Annotated in this window: 15 protein-coding genes and 2 pseudogenes; 9 read left to right on the plus strand and 8 right to left on the minus strand. The window is 70.1% G+C overall.

Annotated features, from left to right (window positions below; translation table 11 throughout):
* Positions 1–34: 34 nt before the first annotated feature.
* Positions 35–247: pseudogene (locus DFJ67_RS44740) on the minus strand (zinc-binding alcohol dehydrogenase family protein); the annotation flags it as partial.
* A 128-nt stretch (positions 248–375) separates the two neighbouring features.
* Between DFJ67_RS44740 and DFJ67_RS21785 the strand changes: the two are divergent.
* Entirely contained in the window at positions 376–645 is a 270-nt protein-coding gene (locus tag DFJ67_RS21785) for an SHOCT domain-containing protein (RefSeq protein WP_116069678.1), read from the plus strand.
* On the opposite strand, the gene DFJ67_RS21790 is transcribed toward DFJ67_RS21785, so the two are convergent.
* Positions 642–1478, minus strand: coding sequence for an oxidoreductase (locus tag DFJ67_RS21790; protein ID WP_116069679.1), 837 nt, complete (start codon positions 1476–1478; stop codon positions 642–644). The two genes, DFJ67_RS21785 and DFJ67_RS21790, sit on opposite strands and share 4 nt — an antisense overlap.
* 108 nt (positions 1479–1586) lie before the next feature.
* On the opposite strand from DFJ67_RS21790, the gene DFJ67_RS21795 reads away from it, so the two are divergent.
* Positions 1587–2489 carry a LysR family transcriptional regulator gene (locus DFJ67_RS21795; protein ID WP_116069680.1) on the plus strand — a complete coding sequence of 301 codons (903 nt, stop codon included), beginning with the start codon at positions 1587–1589 and terminating at the stop codon, positions 2487–2489.
* Positions 2490–2666: 177 nt separating this feature from the next.
* Here DFJ67_RS21795 and DFJ67_RS21800 read toward each other — a convergent pair whose 3' ends face one another.
* Together DFJ67_RS21800 and recQ are read right to left on the minus strand one after the other, a co-directional pair.
* Positions 2667–3068 (minus strand): nuclear transport factor 2 family protein, encoded by a 402-nt coding sequence (locus DFJ67_RS21800; RefSeq protein ID WP_239097438.1) that lies wholly within the window; start codon positions 3066–3068, stop codon positions 2667–2669.
* Positions 3069–3440: 372 nt separating this feature from the next.
* Positions 3441–5258 (minus strand): annotated as a pseudogene (gene recQ, locus DFJ67_RS21805) (DNA helicase RecQ); the annotation flags it as partial.
* A gap of 138 nt (positions 5259–5396) precedes the next feature.
* Between recQ and DFJ67_RS21810 the strand changes: the two are divergent.
* The 4 genes from DFJ67_RS21810 (at position 5397) to DFJ67_RS21825 (ending at position 9797) form a co-directional block, all read left to right on the plus strand.
* Positions 5397–5852: a MarR family transcriptional regulator gene (locus tag DFJ67_RS21810; protein WP_116069682.1), complete on the plus strand. Its 456-nt coding sequence runs from the start codon at positions 5397–5399 to the stop codon at positions 5850–5852.
* Positions 5853–5974: 122 nt separating this feature from the next.
* Positions 5975–7780, plus strand: coding sequence for an ABC transporter ATP-binding protein (locus tag DFJ67_RS21815; protein WP_239097437.1), 1806 nt, complete (start codon positions 5975–5977; stop codon positions 7778–7780).
* A 25-nt stretch (positions 7781–7805) separates the two neighbouring features.
* Positions 7806–8576: a Rieske (2Fe-2S) protein gene (locus DFJ67_RS21820; protein WP_342353848.1), complete on the plus strand. Its 771-nt coding sequence runs from the start codon at positions 7806–7808 to the stop codon at positions 8574–8576.
* Between the two features lie 36 nt (positions 8577–8612).
* Positions 8613–9797 (plus strand): metallophosphoesterase, encoded by a 1185-nt coding sequence (locus DFJ67_RS21825; RefSeq protein ID WP_239097436.1) that lies wholly within the window; start codon positions 8613–8615, stop codon positions 9795–9797.
* On the opposite strand, the gene DFJ67_RS21830 is transcribed toward DFJ67_RS21825, so the two are convergent.
* A complete protein-coding gene (locus DFJ67_RS21830; protein WP_116069685.1) occupies positions 9775–10557 on the minus strand; it encodes a DUF1932 domain-containing protein in 783 nt (260 codons plus the stop codon). The genes DFJ67_RS21825 and DFJ67_RS21830 overlap by 23 nt on opposite strands.
* A 52-nt stretch (positions 10558–10609) precedes the next feature.
* Positions 10610–10960, minus strand: coding sequence for a DoxX family protein (locus tag DFJ67_RS21835; RefSeq protein ID WP_116069686.1), 351 nt, complete (start codon positions 10958–10960; stop codon positions 10610–10612).
* Positions 10961–11008: 48 nt separating this feature from the next.
* On the opposite strand from DFJ67_RS21835, the gene DFJ67_RS21840 reads away from it, so the two are divergent.
* Genes DFJ67_RS21840 through DFJ67_RS21850 form a run of 3 tightly spaced genes read left to right on the plus strand, consistent with a single transcriptional unit; the run spans position 11009 to position 14924 of the window.
* Positions 11009–11983, plus strand: coding sequence for a ketopantoate reductase family protein (locus tag DFJ67_RS21840; RefSeq protein ID WP_116069687.1), 975 nt, complete (start codon positions 11009–11011; stop codon positions 11981–11983).
* A 58-nt stretch (positions 11984–12041) separates the two neighbouring features.
* Entirely contained in the window at positions 12042–12743 is a 702-nt protein-coding gene (locus DFJ67_RS21845; RefSeq protein ID WP_116069688.1) for a hypothetical protein, read from the plus strand.
* A 9-nt stretch (positions 12744–12752) separates the two neighbouring features.
* Positions 12753–14924, plus strand: coding sequence for a GmrSD restriction endonuclease domain-containing protein (locus tag DFJ67_RS21850; RefSeq protein ID WP_116069689.1), 2172 nt, complete (start codon positions 12753–12755; stop codon positions 14922–14924).
* Here DFJ67_RS21850 and DFJ67_RS21855 read toward each other — a convergent pair.
* Both DFJ67_RS21855 and DFJ67_RS21860 read right to left on the minus strand, forming a co-directional pair.
* A complete protein-coding gene (locus DFJ67_RS21855) occupies positions 14919–15467 on the minus strand; it encodes a dihydrofolate reductase family protein (protein WP_116069690.1) in 549 nt (182 codons plus the stop codon). The genes DFJ67_RS21850 and DFJ67_RS21855 overlap by 6 nt on opposite strands.
* Positions 15468–15500: 33 nt before the next feature.
* The gene (locus DFJ67_RS21860) at positions 15501–16028 is read right to left on the minus strand and encodes a GNAT family N-acetyltransferase (protein ID WP_239097435.1); all 528 of its coding nucleotides are present in this window, start codon (positions 16026–16028) and stop codon (positions 15501–15503) included.
* Between the last annotated feature and the right edge of the window lie 14 nt (positions 16029–16042).

Raw genomic sequence — 16042 nt, forward strand, 5'->3', positions numbered from 1 at the left:
ACCGGGTCACGCGTGGGCCGACGGCGGCGACCACCCCCGCGGCGTCGTTGCCGAGGATGCGGAACCCGTGCGGGTCGGCGTGGGCCCGGGTCTTGACGTCGGCCGGGTTGACCGAGACGGCCTCGATCCGCACCAGCAACTCGTGGTCGCCGGGCGTGGGCACCGGCACCTGGGCGTCGACCAGGCTCTCCGGGTCATCGATAGGCAACGGCTTGCGATAACCGACCGCGTGCATGAGATCGCCCATCAACTCACGGTAGCTCCAGGTGGTGCTGCGCCCCGCTGCGTATCCCGAATGCCGCTCGCCGGCCGACGCCGCATCGCCTCGGTCGCGGGACCGTCGGAACGTAACCGTCCCTAAGTGAGGAGCTCACGATGTTGGCACAGGTCACGACCTACGCGGCCGACCCCGGGTGGCACAACGGCCCCTGGAACCACGGCGGACCCGGCTGGTGGATCGTCTTCCCGATCCTGTTCTGGGTCCTGGTGCTCTCGGTGGTCGGCTACGTCATCTGGCGCCGCTCGCCGATGCAGAGCGCCCGCCACGCCGGCGAGCAGACGCTGGCCGAGCGCTACGCCCGCGGCGAGATCGACGAGCAGGAACTCCGCGAACGACGGGCAGCCTTGCGCAACAAGGCCCGCTAATCGAGGTCCATCGCGCGGCTGAGCTTCTCCCAGCCCGCCAGGTCGGCACGCAGCAGTTCGTGATGCGCGGCGATGAGCTCGACGGCGTCGTTGCCGAGCGCCAGCCGCAGCGGTGCCGCGGGACTGTCGAGGATCTCCAGGATGGCCCGGGCCGCCTTGCCCGGGTCACCTGGCTGCGTGCCGTCCATGGTGTCGACCGCGGCGCGGGTGGAAGCCGTCGACACGGCGTATTCCTCGATGACCCGCGACCTGTGCATGCGCGCCCCGCCGAACTCGGTCCGGAACGCCCCGGGTTCGACGATCAACACCCGGATGCCGAATGGCGCGACCTCCGCGGCCAGTGCCTCGGACAGACCTTCGAGCGCGAACTTCGCCGCGCAGTATGCCCCGAAGCCCGGCATGCTGAGCTGACCGCCCATGGAGCTGAGCTGGACGATCGCCCCGCTGCGCTGGGCCCGCAGGTGCGGCAGGGCGGCCTTGGTCACCGCGACGGCGCCGAAGAACATCACGTCCAGCAAGGCCCGCAGGTCCGCGAGATCGAGTTCCTCGACGGCACCGACACTGCCATGGCCGGCGCTGTTGACCACCACGTCGATCCGGCCGAACTCGGCGATCGTCTGTGCGACCACGGCGGCCACCCGCGCGTCGTCGGTCACGTCGAGGGCCGCGGTCCGCACCCGGCCCTGGCCGATGGAGACGAGATCGGCCAGCCGGTCTGGTTGGCGTGCGGTAGCCATCACCCGGTCTCCCGAGGCGAGCGCCGCCAACGCCAACGCCCGGCCGAACCCGGCTGAAGTCCCGGTGATCAGCCACACTCGGCCCGTCTCTGTCATGGTGCGTTCACTCCTGTGGGTCGTCGGCTTGTTTCGCGAACCCACCCTGCCCGGCCGGCCCGAGACCTGGCCAACACAGCCTCCCTGCCGCGGTTACAGTTTCAGACTGTGACCGTCGACCTGCGGCACCTGCGATACTTCGTCGCCGTAGCCGAACACCTCAGCTTCAGCCGCGCCGCCGAACACCTGCACCTGGCCCAACAGTCACTGTCACAGCAGATCGGCGCGCTGGAACGAGCCCTCGATGTGCGCCTCTTCGACCGCGACACCCGGGGCACTCGGCTCACCGGCGCGGGACATTTCTTCCTGCCGGAAGCACGCGCCGTGCTAGCCCGCTTCGACGCGGCGGTGGCCGTGGCGAAACGCGCCGCCAGCGGTGAAGTAGGTCGCCTCGACCTGGCATTCCTCACGTCCACGGCCAACTACATGCTGCCGCCGGTGGTACGCGCCGTGCGCGAAAGGTTCCCTGACCTCGACCTCACGACCCACGACGTGCCGATCGACGAACTCGTGGCGGGGCTACGCGCTGGGCGGTTCGACGCCGCGTTCACCAGGCCGCCACTGGTCACCGACCTGGCCACCCGAACGCTGATCACCGAGCCGGTCTGCGCGGTGCTGCCGGCGGGCCACCCACTCGCCGACCGGGCCACCCTTGAACTCGCCGACCTCGCCGACGAGGACTGGGTACTCACGCCGCGCGACCTGTGGCCACCCTGGCACGCGAAATACGACCGCGACTTCGCCGCCGCCGGGTTTACCCCACGAGTCGTCCAGCGGGCGGCCGGCGTGCCCAACCTGCTCGGGCTCGTCGCCGCCGGCGTCGGGGTGACCCGTCTGGCCCGGTCGGCCCACAACATCCGGCGGACCGGGGTGGTCTTCGTACCGCTGGCCGGCGACCGGGCCGAGACGGTCGTCGCCTGGCCGGCCACCCGCGAGGGGCCAGTGCTCCGCAACCTGCTCGACCTGACCACCGACCTTGCCGCGACCGGCGACATCACGTCATGGGGCTGAGCGGAAAATTTGCCGCTACACGCGCAGGCCCACATCGGACGGCGAGCCGGCTCAGCGGTTCATGCGTTGAACCGCTCCGGTCGTGGCGGCCGGTTGGGGGGTGTCGTTGTTCGGGCGTACATGTTTTGTTACGTACGTACATGACAAAACATGTACGCCCCGAGACACCTACCCCGCCTAAGCCATCGCTTGCTGGATGGCCAGCGTGTTCTGGTATTCGCGCCAGCGGGCGATCTTGCCGTCGCGAGCCGTCAGCACCGCGATGAAGGCCGCGGTCGCCTGCCGGCCGGTCGTGGTCGACGTGCCGGTGAGTTCGTATTCGACCACGATCGAGTCGGGGTCGGTCGTGTCGTGGATGGCGGTAATGCGGCACGCCTCGAAGCGGACCGGGAACACCGCGCGCCGTGGGTTCGCGAAGTCGAGGAACTGCTGGCGGCCCTCGACGCGGTGCGGGCCGCCCGCTGCGAATGGGCTCTCGATAACCACGTCGTCGGTCAGCAGATCGCCGGTCAGCGGGTCGGTCTGCCCGAACCACTGCTGGCGCATCCGCTCGAACAGGTCGCGGGGCGTGCTGGACACGATGCCCACCTCCACAAGATGAGTGGCGACTCAGGAAACCCACGATAGTGAGTCGAGACTCATCTTGTCCACGCGCGTGAGTTTTTACTCGAAGTCGTCGGGTTCGATCAAGTCGTCCCCTCCCCACAAGTCGTCGTCTACCCAGGCGGGCGCGGCCGCACGGCTACCGCCGCGGCTAATGCCAGCAGCGGGCGCGGTCGCAGGGCTCGCGGCGGGCGCACCCGCTCGGCCAGCGGCGGGCGCGGACGCACGGCTCGAGGCGGCGTCGCCGCCAGTGGCGGGCGCACCCGCACGGCCAGCAGCGGATGCGGCCCCGGACGCCGCGACAGGCGCGGCCGAAGGGGCGGCGACGGGCGCGGTCGGCATTGACTCGGCCAGGACGTCGAGGACCTGCTGGCCGTATTTGGCCAGCTTGTTCTCGCCCACGCCGCTCACCTTGCCCAGCTCGGCCAGCGTCCGCGGCTCGTCGTTGGCGAACTGCCGCAGCGTCGCGTCGTGGAAGATCACGTAGGCCGGGACGCCTTGCTCCTTCGCCGTTGCGGCTCGCCAGGCGCGGAGTCGCTCGAAGGTGCCGACCGCCTCGCCGGACAGGTTGGCAGCCGCGGCCGCGGCCTTGGGGGTTGCGGCGCGGGACTGGCGTGGGGTTTTGGGTGGGTCGCGGCGGAGCATGACCTGGCGTTCCTTGCCCAGCACCGCGCGGCTCGCGTCGGTCAAGAGCAGCGTGCCGTAGTCGCCCTCGACCGCCAGCAGGCCCTGCGCCAGAAGCTGGCGGACGGCGCCGCGCCACTCGGACTCGGATAGCTCTGTGCCGATGCCGAAGACGGTGAGTTGGTCGTGGCGGAAGCGGGTGACCTTGTCGGTTTGCCGGCCGAGCAGGATGTCGATCACTTGGCCCGCGCCGAAGCGTTGGTTGCGTTCGCGGTCCAGGCGGAGCACCGCGGATAGGAGTTTCTGCGCCGCGACCGTGCCGTCGAAGGACGATGGTGGGGTCAGGCAGGTGTCGCAGTTGCCGCATTGGGGTTCGCCGCCGGGCTCGCCGAAATAAGCCAGCATCTGGGCGCGGCGGCAGGAGACGGTCTCGCAGAGCGCGAGCATCGCGTCGAGGTGTGCGGCCAGGGCGCGGCGGCGGTTGCGGTCGGCGTCGGAGGTCTCGATCATTTTGCGTTGCTGGACCACGTCTTGCAGGCCGTAGGCCAGCCACGCCGTCGACGGCAGGCCGTCACGGCCGGCGCGGCCGGTCTCCTGGTAGTAGCCCTCCACCGATTTTGGCAGGTCCAGGTGGGCCACGAAGCGCACGTCGGGCTTGTCGATGCCCATGCCGAACGCGATCGTCGCGACCATCACCAGGCCGTCTTCGCGCAGGAAGCGGGACTGGTTGGCCGAGCGGGTCGAGGCGTCCAAGCCCGCGTGGTAGGGCAGCGCCGGGATGCCGTTTTCCACCAGCAACTCGGCGGTGCGCTCGACCGACGCGCGGGACAGGCAGTAGACGATGCCAGCGTCGCCCTTGTGCTCGGTGCGGAGGAACTCGAGGAGTTGGGTCGCGGGGCTCTTCTTGGGCACGATCCGGTATTGGATGTTGGGCCGGTCGAAGCTGGCCACGAACCGCTGTGCGTCGGCCAGGTTGAGCCGGGTGGCGATCTCGTCGCGGGTGGCGGTGGTCGCCGTCGCGGTCAGTGCGATCCGCGGCACGTCGGGCCAGCGCTCGTGGAGCACAGAGAGCCCCAGGTAGTCGGGGCGGAAGTCGTGGCCCCACTGGGCCACGCAGTGTGCCTCGTCGATCGCGAACAGGGCTATCCGCCCGCGCTCGAGCAAGCGCATCGTGTTGGGCGAGCCGAGCGCCTCGGGTGCCAGGTAGAGCAGGTCGAGGTCGCCGCTGGTGAAGGCGGCCTCCATCTCGCGCCGCTCGCTCCACTCCTGGGTGGAGTTGATGAAGCCGGCGCGCACCCCTAACGCGCGCAGCGCGTCGACCTGGTCCTGCATCAGCGCGATCAGCGGCGAGATCACCACCCCGACGCCGGGCCGGACGATCGCCGGGATCTGGTAGCACAGCGACTTGCCGCCGCCGGTCGGCATCAGGACCAGCGCATCACCCCCGCTCACGAGCCGGTCGATGATCTCGGCCTGCTGGTTGCGGAACGTGTCGTAGCCGAAGAGCCGCCGGAGCACCTCAACCGGCGCGGCCCCCACCATCTCCGCTGACGTCGCCACCCGGCGATTCTATGGGGCTGGCAACCCGGCGCGGTTCTGCCTGTGGATAACTCAATCGATACGCATGAGCGTACAAAATAATGGGCTTGACCGCTCAAGACAACGAGCTATCGTCAGCTAATGCGTACGGATACCGAGGTGGACATCGCCCGCCGGATCAACGCCGGCGTCTCCGCCTACGCCGAACGGGTCCGCGCGGAGCGTGCCGGCCTGCTGACGCTCACCCAGGCGGCGGTACTCGGCCAGCTCTACCGGCACGGCGCGATGACGCCGGGTGAGATCGCCGACCGGCTCCGTGCCAAGCCGCAGACGCTCACCCGCATCCTCGCCGCCCTCCAGGACCGCGGCTACATCGAGCGCACTCCTGACCCGGGCGACCGCCGGCAGTCCCTGATCACCATCAGCCGAGGCGGCCGCGCCATCCTCGGCGAGGAGATGCGTCCAAGACACGTCTTCGCGGCGGCGTTGATGGCCCGCGAGCTGACCGAGGAGGAGCGCGACGTGCTGGTCATCGCCGCCCGCCTCCTGGAACGGCTGGCCGCTGCCGGCGACCCGGCGGTAAGAGCCGAACCATGACAGCAGGGGATACGCGCGACCGTGCGCGAGCCGCCCGAAGGAGCACGCGCGGCCGGGGCGATCAGCGCAACGGGAGCACACGCGTACCCGATGAGACCGATGTTCGTCCGCCACTGCGGCGGGTGACCGCGCTGTTCCGGCGCCACCGCTGGTGGGTCGTCGCCCTGGTCGCCGCCGCCTGCCTGCTGGGCGCGGCCAATGTCGTCTCGCCGTTCCTGCTCCGCGCGATCATCGACCGCGGGCTGCCGGAGAAGAACGCCGCGCTGATCTCCTACCTCGCGGCCGGCATGATCGTCGCGTCGCTGGTCGGCGCCGGGCTCGGCGTGCTGACCACCTGGCTGGCCAACCTCATCGGCCAGCGGGTGATGCACGAGCTGCGGGTCCAGGTCTTCACCCATCTGCAACGGATGTCGCTGCTCTACTACGTGCGGACGCGGCCCGGCGAGCTCCAGTCGCGGATCGCCAACGACGTCGGCGGCGTGGAGAACGTGGTCTCCAACACCGCGGCCACCGCCGTGCAAAACGCGACCAGCGCCGCCGCGGTCGCCGTCGCCGCGCTGGTGATGAGCTGGAAGCTGGCGCTGATCTGCCTGCTGGTCGTGCCGCTGTTCCTGGTCGCGGCGATCCGGCTCGGTGGGCAGCGGCGCCGGATCGCCCGCCGCAGGCAGGGCCAGCTCGCCAACCTGACTTCGATCGTCGAAGAAGGACTGTCGGTGGCCGGCATGATGCTCGCCACGACGATGGGCCGGCGGGCGGCGCTGGCCGAGCGGTTCACCGCCGAGTCGAAAGCCGTGGCCGACAGCGAGATGCGCGCGGCGATGAGCGGCAAATGGCTGCTGTCCACCCGGCGCGCGAGTCTGACGATGGTGCCGGCCGTCGTCTACTGGGTGGCCGGCCTCGCGTTCGCACACGGCGCCGTGATCATCTCGATCGGCACCGCGGTCGCGTTCAGCAGCATGCTCAACCGGCTGGTCGGCCCGGCCAGCGCGTTGCAGGGGCTGGGTTTGCAGGTGTCCACGTCGATGGCGCTGTTCGGCCGGATCTTCGAGGTGCTCGACGAACCCGTCGACATCACCGAGAAGCCCGACGCCCGCGCGCTGCCGGCGGTGGTGGGCGAGGTGCGGTTCGAGAGTGTCGGCTTTCGCTACGCCGACGACCAGCCGTGGACGCTCGACGGCATCGACCTGCACGTGCCGGCCGGCACGACGACCGCGCTGGTCGGCGAGACCGGTTCCGGCAAGACGACGCTGGGCTACCTGGTCGCCCGGCTGGTCGACCCGGGCCGGGGCGCGATCCGGATCGACGGCGTCGACGTGCGCGACCTGCGGCTCGACGCGGTCGCCGGCGCGGTCGGCCTGGTCTCCCAGGACACCTATCTGTTCCACGACACGGTGCGGGCCAACCTGCTGTTCGCCGCGCCGGACGCGAGCCAGGAGCAGGTCGAGGCGGCCTGCCGGGCGGCCCGGATCCACGACCTGGTCGAGTCGCTGCCGGAGGGTTACGACACTGTGGTCGGTGCCCGCGGCCACCGGTTCTCCGGCGGCGAGCGGCAACGCCTCGCGATCGCCCGGATGCTGCTGCGCGACCCGCCGGTGCTGGTGCTCGACGAGGCGACCAGCGCGCTCGACAACGAGACCGAGCGGGCGGTGCAGGCGGCTCTCGACGAACTGTCCAAGGGCCGCACCACGATCGCGATCGCACACCGGCTGTCCACCGTGCGGCACGCCGACCAGATCGTGGTGCTCGACCACGGCCGGATCGTCGAGCGCGGCCGGCACGACGAGTTGATCAGGCTGGGCGGCCGCTACGCCCGGCTGGCGGCCGCGACCGAACCGGGCGTTTGGGCCGCCGGGGCCGGGGAAACCCCCGTTGATGAGGCAGTTGCTGACCAGACTCGAACAGGCGTCCGGTCTCGACCGGATCAGTGATCCACTTCAGCGTGGCCTGCAGGCGGTGCTCAAACCCCGTTTCCTGCGTGACGCCCTGCACGGCGTCCAACTCGGCCACCCGCTGCACCCCGCGCTGGCGATGTTCACCGCCGGTTCGTACACCAGTGCCAGCATTCTTGATCTGATTCGCGGCCAGGAAGTGGCCGCGACGACCATGGTCGGCCTCGGTGTCGCCAGTTCGCCGCTGACCGCCCTGGCCGGCGCCAACGACTGGGCCGAACTCGACAAGGAGCAGCGCCGGGTCGGCCTGGTGCACCTGGCGTCCAACGCGGTCGCGGTCGGGTTCTACGCCGCTTCGTTGGCCTCCCGGCTCAACGGCAACCACCATCGGGGCCGGTTGCTCGGTTTCGCCGGTTTCGGGGTGGTCAACGCGGCGGCGTTCCTCGGCGGCCATCTCGCCTACGCGCAGGGCGCGCAGGTCAACCAGGCGGCGACGCAACTGCACCGAATCAGCGACGGCTGGCATCCGGTGGCCGACATCAGCGCGCTGCCGCACGGCATGCCGGTCTCCCGCAGCATCGGCGAGGTGCCGGTTCTCGTCTACCGCGACGGCGACCGGGTCTCGGTGCTGCTGGAGCGCTGTGGCCACGAGACCGGCCCGCTCGGCGAGGGCCGCGTGGTCGACATCGACGGCGACGCGTGCGTCGAATGTCCCTGGCACGGCAGCGTGTTCCGGCTCAACGACGGCCTGGTCATGCACGGCCCGGCCGGAAGCGATCAGCCGGTGCTGCGTACCCGGGTTGTCAACGACGTGGTCGAGGCCAACCTGCCGTAACCGGAGTCGGCGGGTGGGTCATGCAATGCTGGTCCGGTGACCGCCGCCTCGGAGACCGTGCCCGAACCGCCCCGCCAGCCCCGCAGGCGGTGGCGGTTCGTGCTGACCATCGTCACCATGCTGGTGCTCCTGTTCGGGGTGCCCTGGTGGTTGCTCGTCTTCTCCGGCCAGGACTGGCCGACCTGGGTGGAAGCGACCGCGAGCGGAGTGTTCCTGGCCGTGCTGCTGTCGTTCCCGCGGTTGATGATGCAGGGCCACGGCAGCCGCCACCAGGACTGGGCGGCGCGCATCTCAGACACCACGCTCGGCGTCATCTGGGTCCTGTTCACCTGCTCGATCCTCGGCAACCTGGTGCGGCTCGGGCTCTTCCTCGGTGGCGTCGACGATCCCGCGCGGTCCCGCATCATGGACGCGGCGGTGGTCGGTGTCGCGCTGGTGGCATTGCTGTGGGGCAACCACGAGGCGATGAAGGTCTCCCGGGTACGCCGCGTCGACGTCACCCTGCCCCGCCTGGGCGCCGGGCTCGACGGCCTGCGGGTGGTGCTGCTGACCGACACGCACTACGGCCCGATCAACCGGGCCCGCTGGTCGGCGGGCGTCGTCGACGTGGTCAACGGGCTCGACGCCGACCTGGTCTGCCACACCGGCGACATCGCCGACGGCACGGCTGTCGAGCGGGCCGAGCAGGCGGCGCCGTTGGGCCAGGTCAAGGCCAAACTCGGGCGGGCGTACGTGACCGGCAACCACGAATACTTCTCCGAGGCGCAGGGCTGGCTCGACCACATGCGCGAGCTGGGCTGGGACGACCTGCACAACCGGCACATCGTGATCAGCCGCGACGGCGCGAGCCTGGTCGTGGCCGGCGTGGACGACCGCACCGCGGCATCGTCCGGCACGCCCGGCCACCACACCGACCACGCCGCCGCGCTGGCCGGCGCCGACCCCAACCTGCCGGTGCTGCTGCTGGCACACCAGCCACGGCAGATCGACGGCGCCGTGGCGCACGGCATCGACCTACAGATCTCCGGGCACACCCACGGCGGCCAGATGTGGCCGTTCCACTACCTCGTGCTGACCGACCAGCCGGTGCTTCAGGGATTGAGCCGGCACAGCGAGCGGACCCAGCTCTACACCAGCCGGGGTACGGGTTTCTGGGGCCCGCCGTTCCGCATCTTCGCGCCCAGCGAGATCACTCTGATCACGTTGCGCTCAGGTCGTTGAGCCAGTCGCGGCTGGCGCGGGCGATCCGGGCCGGCACGCCCAGATCGTCGAGCAGCGCGGCCGCGGCGGCCATCTCGTCGGCCCGGCGCCGGGCGTGCGTCACCGAGCCCTGGGTGAGCCGGTCGAGCGTGGCGGCGTCGGCGCGGGTCAGTTCTTTGCGGATGTTGTCGTCGAGCCAGTCCGTGAGGCCGGCGGCTTCGGCGGCGGCCCGGGCCTCGACGACGGCGGCGGCCAGTCCTTTGTAGAAGACGCTGCGCAGCAGTTTCCGGGTGGCCGCCGCACCGAACGGGCCGTCGATGACGTCGACGTGTGCGCCGAAGGGTTGCATCAGTGTCGCGAACGCGGCGGCTTCGCGGCCGCTCGCGGTCATCGGGACGGCGAGGCCGAGGCCGGGCACGGGCGCCATGATGGCCACGTCGACGACCGCGACGCCGGCATCGGCTGCGGCGGCGGCCACCGTCTCCTTGAGCCGCGGGGCGGCGGTGTTGAGCTCGGCCCAGATCGTGCCTGGGCGGCAGCCCGGCAGTCCCTGCGCGAGGGCGTCGTGGGCGTCGGCGGCGCTGTTGACGCTGAGCACCAGGTCGGCGCCGCGGCAGGCGTCGGCCCCGTCGGTGGCCGGGCGGACGCCCGGTGGCGCGTCGACGCGTGGATCGAAGCCGCTGACGGTCGCGCCGGCGCGGACCAGGTCGACCGCGAACCGGCCGCCGGCCTCACCGAGCCCGAGTACCGCGACGGCGGTCGCGATAGCGCTCTGTGCCATGGCGCGACGGTAGGCCCCACCCGCCGACCGAACAAGATGAACGCGCACCGCGTCACAGATAGCAGATGCTGACCAGGCCGGAGGCGACACCGAGGCCGAGGGCGTTGCGGAAGTTGCGGCCGAGGTCGCGGGCGCGGATGTGCATGGTGACCGCGATCCCGAAGTAGGCGACCAGCCCCGCACAGGTCAGCACCCCGAGATAGGGCACGACCAGGCCGAACAGTAGCCCGCCGGCTGCCGCCAGCTTGATGGGCGTGAGCAGGCGACGGACCAGCGGCGGCGCGTGCACGTCGTCGAGGCAGCGCTGGACCGCGCCGATCGGGCGCCAGCACATGGCCGCGTCGACGCACTGGACAGCGGCGAGCAGCACGACCGGCCAGACCGGTTCGGCGAGGATGGACATGGTCACAGGACGAGATCGCGGCGCCGAATGTGACATAGATTCGGCGGCATGCGATGGGTGATCGTGGGCGCGGGCGCAGTCGGTGGCGTGGTCGGTGGAAGGCTGGCCGCGGCCGGCCAGGACGTGGTGCTGGTCGCGCGCGGCGCACACCTCGACGCCATTCGCCGCGACGGGCTGCGACTGCACTCACCGGAGGGCAGGCAGACCCTCCGGGTGCCGGCGGTCGCCGCGGTGACCGACCACGAGTGGCGCCCGGGCGACGTCGCCGTGCTCGGCGTCAAGGGCATGGACACCCCCGACGTGCTGCGCCCGCTGGCCGCGGTCGCGCCGCCGGAGACCCCGGTCGTCTGCCTACAGAACGGCGTCGCCAACGAGCGCGCCGCACTGCGGCTGTTCCCCAACGTCTACGGCGTGACCGTGATGCTGCCGGCCAGCCACCTCGCACCCGGCGTGGTGGTCGCGCACAGCGCACCGACGCCGGGCGGCCTCGACCTCGGCCGCTATCCGACCGGCGTCGACGACACCGCCGAGCGGCTGGCGGCGGGCCTGCGTGAGGCCGGCTTCTCCTCCCAGCCGCGCGCCGACATCATGCGCTGGAAGCACGCCAAACTGCTGTTGAACCTCGGCAACGCGATCGAAGCCCTGTGCGGCCGCGAAGCCGACGGCGTCGACGAGATCGACGCGCTGCTCCGCGAGGAGGGCAACGCGGTGCTGGCGGCGGCCGGCATCGACGTGGCCACACCGGAGGAAGACGCCGCGCGCCGCAAGGGCCTGCTCAACATCCAGCCGGTCGAGGGCACCCCACGCGGCGGTGGCTCGAGTTGGCAGAGCCTGGCCCGCGGCACCGGCACCGTCGAGGCCGACTATCTCAACGGCGAGATCGTGTTGCAGGCCCGCCTGCACGGCCTCGCCGCACCGGCCAACGAACTGGCCCGCCAGCTGGTCAACCGCGCCGCCCGTGAAGGCACCCGCCCGGGTTCCCTTACCCCAGACCAGTTCCTGGCGATGTTGTCGCGCTTCTGACAGGGGCATACTTTCACGGTCCGCTCCACTATTCTCGCGGCTACTCATTGACGAATCCGTGGGACGGTTCACCGTGGACGCGAAACTGCTCGTCAAGCAATTCAGCACCGACGCCGGTCTGGCATTCCTGGAGATCATTCGATCCGCACCGGGCCCGATCGGTGCCCGCGAGATCAAAAACGAGATCGTCGCCGCGGGGGTGAAGCGGTCCGACGTCGACGCGAAGTGGAAACGCCTCCAGCCCTACGTCAAGCTGCACCCGCACGTGGAGAAATCGGGCCCGACCAAATACGAGTGGTCGGCCGTCCCGCGATCCTCGGCGGAGTCGCTCGACCAACTCTCGGCCCATTCGTCCGTCCGCGTCCCGGCCTGGTTGACCCAGGCCCTCGTCGCCACGATCGCCGACAGCCTCGCGGTGGCCGAGACCTCCGGCGGGCACGCCCAGTCGAGTTGGTCGCGCCAGCGCGAGCAGGAGAAGGCCAAGGTCCTCGCGGATCTGGCGACGGTCGTCGAGGTGATGCACGAGCAGGGCGCCACGATCGCGGAGGTGGCGGCCTGGCTGGACGGCGAGACGCACCGCAAGCGCCTCCGTGCCGTCGACCGGTTGGGCGAGACGGTGGCGTTCGACCCCGACCGGCACGAGATCGCCAACGGTTTGCGCACCGCCCGCGCCGGCACGGTCACCGTCACCAGATCCGGCTACGTCTGGCAGGGCGGCGAAGAAGACGTCGTCCTGGTCAAAGCCGTCGTGACCGCCTAGCGGCCGGCCATGCCGCGAAACCGTTCTCCCAAGCCCCTCGTCGACGCCTGCGGCTATTCGATCAGTGACCTGTTCAAGCTCGGCACGTTCCACCTCGACTATTTCCAGCGCGACTACGTCTGGGAGGAACCGCAGGTCAAGAAACTGATCAACGACCTGGCCGACAAGTTCCTCGACCAGTGGGAGCCCACGCACACCGCCCGCGACGTGGGTTATTACGACCCCTATTTCCTCGGGCCGATCATCGTCTATTACATCGACAAAGACTGTTATCTCGCCGACGGCCAGCAGCGGGTCGTCACGCTGCTGTTGTCGCTGATCTACCTGCGGAGGCTGGTCGACGAGCCGGACGGGCCGACTGAGCTGGGCAGCCGGCTGGCCAGCCTGATCTACACCGAGATGTTCGGCCGCAAGACGTTCGCCGTGGCCGTCGACCGATACGCCGACTGCTTCGACGCTCTCCTGCACGGTCGCGAATACAACGCCGACGGTGAACCGCCCTACGTGCAGCGGGTCCTGGAGGCCTACCAGCACATCGAGAAGCATTATCCGGAACGGCTCCGCGACGAGAGCCTGGTGCTGTTCGTCGAGTGGTTGCTGCACCGGGTCTCGCTGGTCGCACTCTCGGCCGTCGACCAGGATCGCGCGATCGAGATGTTCCAGTCGATGAACGACCGCGGCGTGCATCTGTCGCCGATGGACCACCTCAAGCGCTATCTGCTCGGCGACTCCGAGGATCCGCAACGATCTGACGCCCAGTGGCAATCGATGGTCTCGGACCTGGAGGCCGTCGAGCGCGGCGCCGCCTTCCGCTATGTGCGGGAAGTCTTCCGGGCACGGTATTTCGACCCGGCGAACGAGGGCGGCCCAAGTCTGGAGAACGCCACGCACGAGTGGGTGCTGGCGCACGAGAACGACATCTGGCCCAACTACAAGAACGGTGACCGGTCAAGCTTCGTCACCGACCTGCTGTTGCCGCTGAAGAACACCTACGTCAGGCTGCTGCGCGGTCAGGCCAGGGTCATCCGCGGGCTGGAAGCCGTGCGCTACAACGCGTGGAACGGCATCACGGGCCAGTTCGCCCTGACCCTCGCCGCGGCACGGCCCGAAGACAGCAAGCCCGCCGGCGAGCGCAAGGCCCGCCTGATCGCCGAGTTCATCGACCTGTTCGTCGTGACCCGCGCGGTCCGCAACGACCCGTGCGACCAGAAGGCCGTCGACGGACTGGTCGACGACCTGCTGCCCGCCGTGCGGCTGTGTCACACCGAAGCCGAACTCCGCGAGGTGCTGGCTGCGGAGGCCACCGGCTGGACGGACCATCTGGAAAACATCGTCGATCTGCGGTTTCACAACAACGGACCGTTCATCCACTATCTGCTGGCCCGGCTCACCGCATGGCTGGAGGTCGGCGCGGAACGCGAAGACCCCACCGACCGCATGCTCCGCCGACCGGTGGGCGACCGCGGGTTCGAAATCGAGCACCTCCTGACGAGCACCGAGTCGAAATATGCCCACGTGCAGCCCGACGCCCTGCGATATGGCCTGCTGCGCAGCCGGCTCGGGGCGCTGGTGCTGCTCGACGGGCCTGAGAACAGCAGCTATGGCGGAGCGCGGCTGGCGGTCAAGGTGCCGCTCTATCGCAACGACACGCTGCTCGCAGCCACCCTCAATGCCGGTTTCCTCGAGGAAAAGGGCAGAGTGCGGTTGCGGCGGTTCGTCAAGCAACAGGGCCTGACCGGTGCCTTCCCGCCGTATGAGGACGACCAGAAACTGGTGGACCTGGTCGAGGCGCGCGCCAAGCTCTATCGCCTGATGGCCGAGCGCATCTGGGACCCGGCGCGACTGGGCCTGACCCTCCAGGGCGCCCGTGAACAGCGGAGCAAGCCCGGCGGATCGAAGCGCACGCGTCGCAACCACGGCGTGCACCTGGCGGACCTCGTCGGCGCCGGCCTGGTGCGCGCCGGCGATCGGCTCGAGGGCCAGCGCAAGGGCCGCACTCACCTGGCCGAAGTGCTCGACGGCGCGCGGATCCGCACTGCCTCGGGTGCCGTGTTTCCCACCCTCTCGGCAGCGGCGATGGACGCGCTGGACCTGTCGGCGGCGAACGGCTGGACGTTTTGGCAGCTGACCCGCACCGGCCAGCGCATGGACGCCGTGCGCGCGCGTTTCCTCGGGTCATGACACGCGGTAGGTCAGGTAGGCGAACGGCCCCGCCTGCTCTGCCGCCGTCAGGGTCAGGCGCGATGAGGTCAGCCGCCGCGGCAGCACCGGTGCGCCGCCGCCCAGGGTGGCCGGTGCGACGCCGAGGATGATCTCGTCGAGGAGGCCCGCGTCGGCGAATGTGCCGACCAGCTCGCCGCCGCCGACCAGCCAGAGGTTGCGGCCGCCGGCAGCGGCGGTCATCGCCTCGTGCACCGGGCGGACGTCGCCCGAGACGAACGTGATGTCGGCGCCCGGGATTGCCGGCAGGTCGCGGTGGGTGAAGACCCAGGATGGGCGGTCGCCATACCACTGCTGCCATTTTTCCGGCTCGTCGAGCAGTTTCTCCTGTTGGAGCACCCACTCGTAGGTGGTGGCGCCCATCGCGAACGCGCCGACGCCGGCCAGGAACGGGCCGAAGCGGTCGTCGCGCTCGGTGACCTCGAAGAGCCAGTCGAGCGAGTTGTGCTCGTCGGCGATGAAGCCGTCGATCGACGTCGCGGTGTAGTACTGCGTCAATGCCATGCCAGCTAGCCCATCACGGGCGTACGACAAAAATCAGAGCGGCGACGGGTCGGAGCGCAACCGGCTGTAGAGGTGGCCGTCGCGCCAGGCTCCGTCGCGGAACTCGCATGAACGGATGATGCCCTCGAGCTGGAAACCGGCCTTGACCAGCGAGCGCTGCTCGGCCAGGTTCTCGGCGTGTGTCCCGGCCTGGATCCGCTGCGCCGGAGAGTGCGCGAACAGATAGTCACAGAGCATGGCCTGCGCGCGCCAGCCGATGCCGCGGCCCCGCGAGTCGGGCAACAGCGCGATGCCGATCTCCCAGAAGCGGCCGCGGCCCGCGTACACCCCCTCGGTGTAGCTCACGAACCCCGCCGTGCGCCCGGCCGCCTCGACGATCAGTCGCCCGTCGGCCTCACCGAGGAAACCGTCGTCGGCATAGCGCTTGGCGACCCCCTGGGCATCCTGGAAACCGTTCCAGTCGAGCCCGATCAGACCCGGCTCCGTGACGAAGCGGCGGAGCATCTCGAGGTCGTCTTCGCCGACCGGGCGCAGGTTGATTGGGATCTCGGTCACCACCATGCCGGCCATCCTGC

The sequence above is a fragment of the Asanoa ferruginea genome, from assembly GCF_003387075.1.
In the GTDB taxonomy this organism is placed as follows: domain Bacteria; phylum Actinomycetota; class Actinomycetes; order Mycobacteriales; family Micromonosporaceae; genus Asanoa; species Asanoa ferruginea.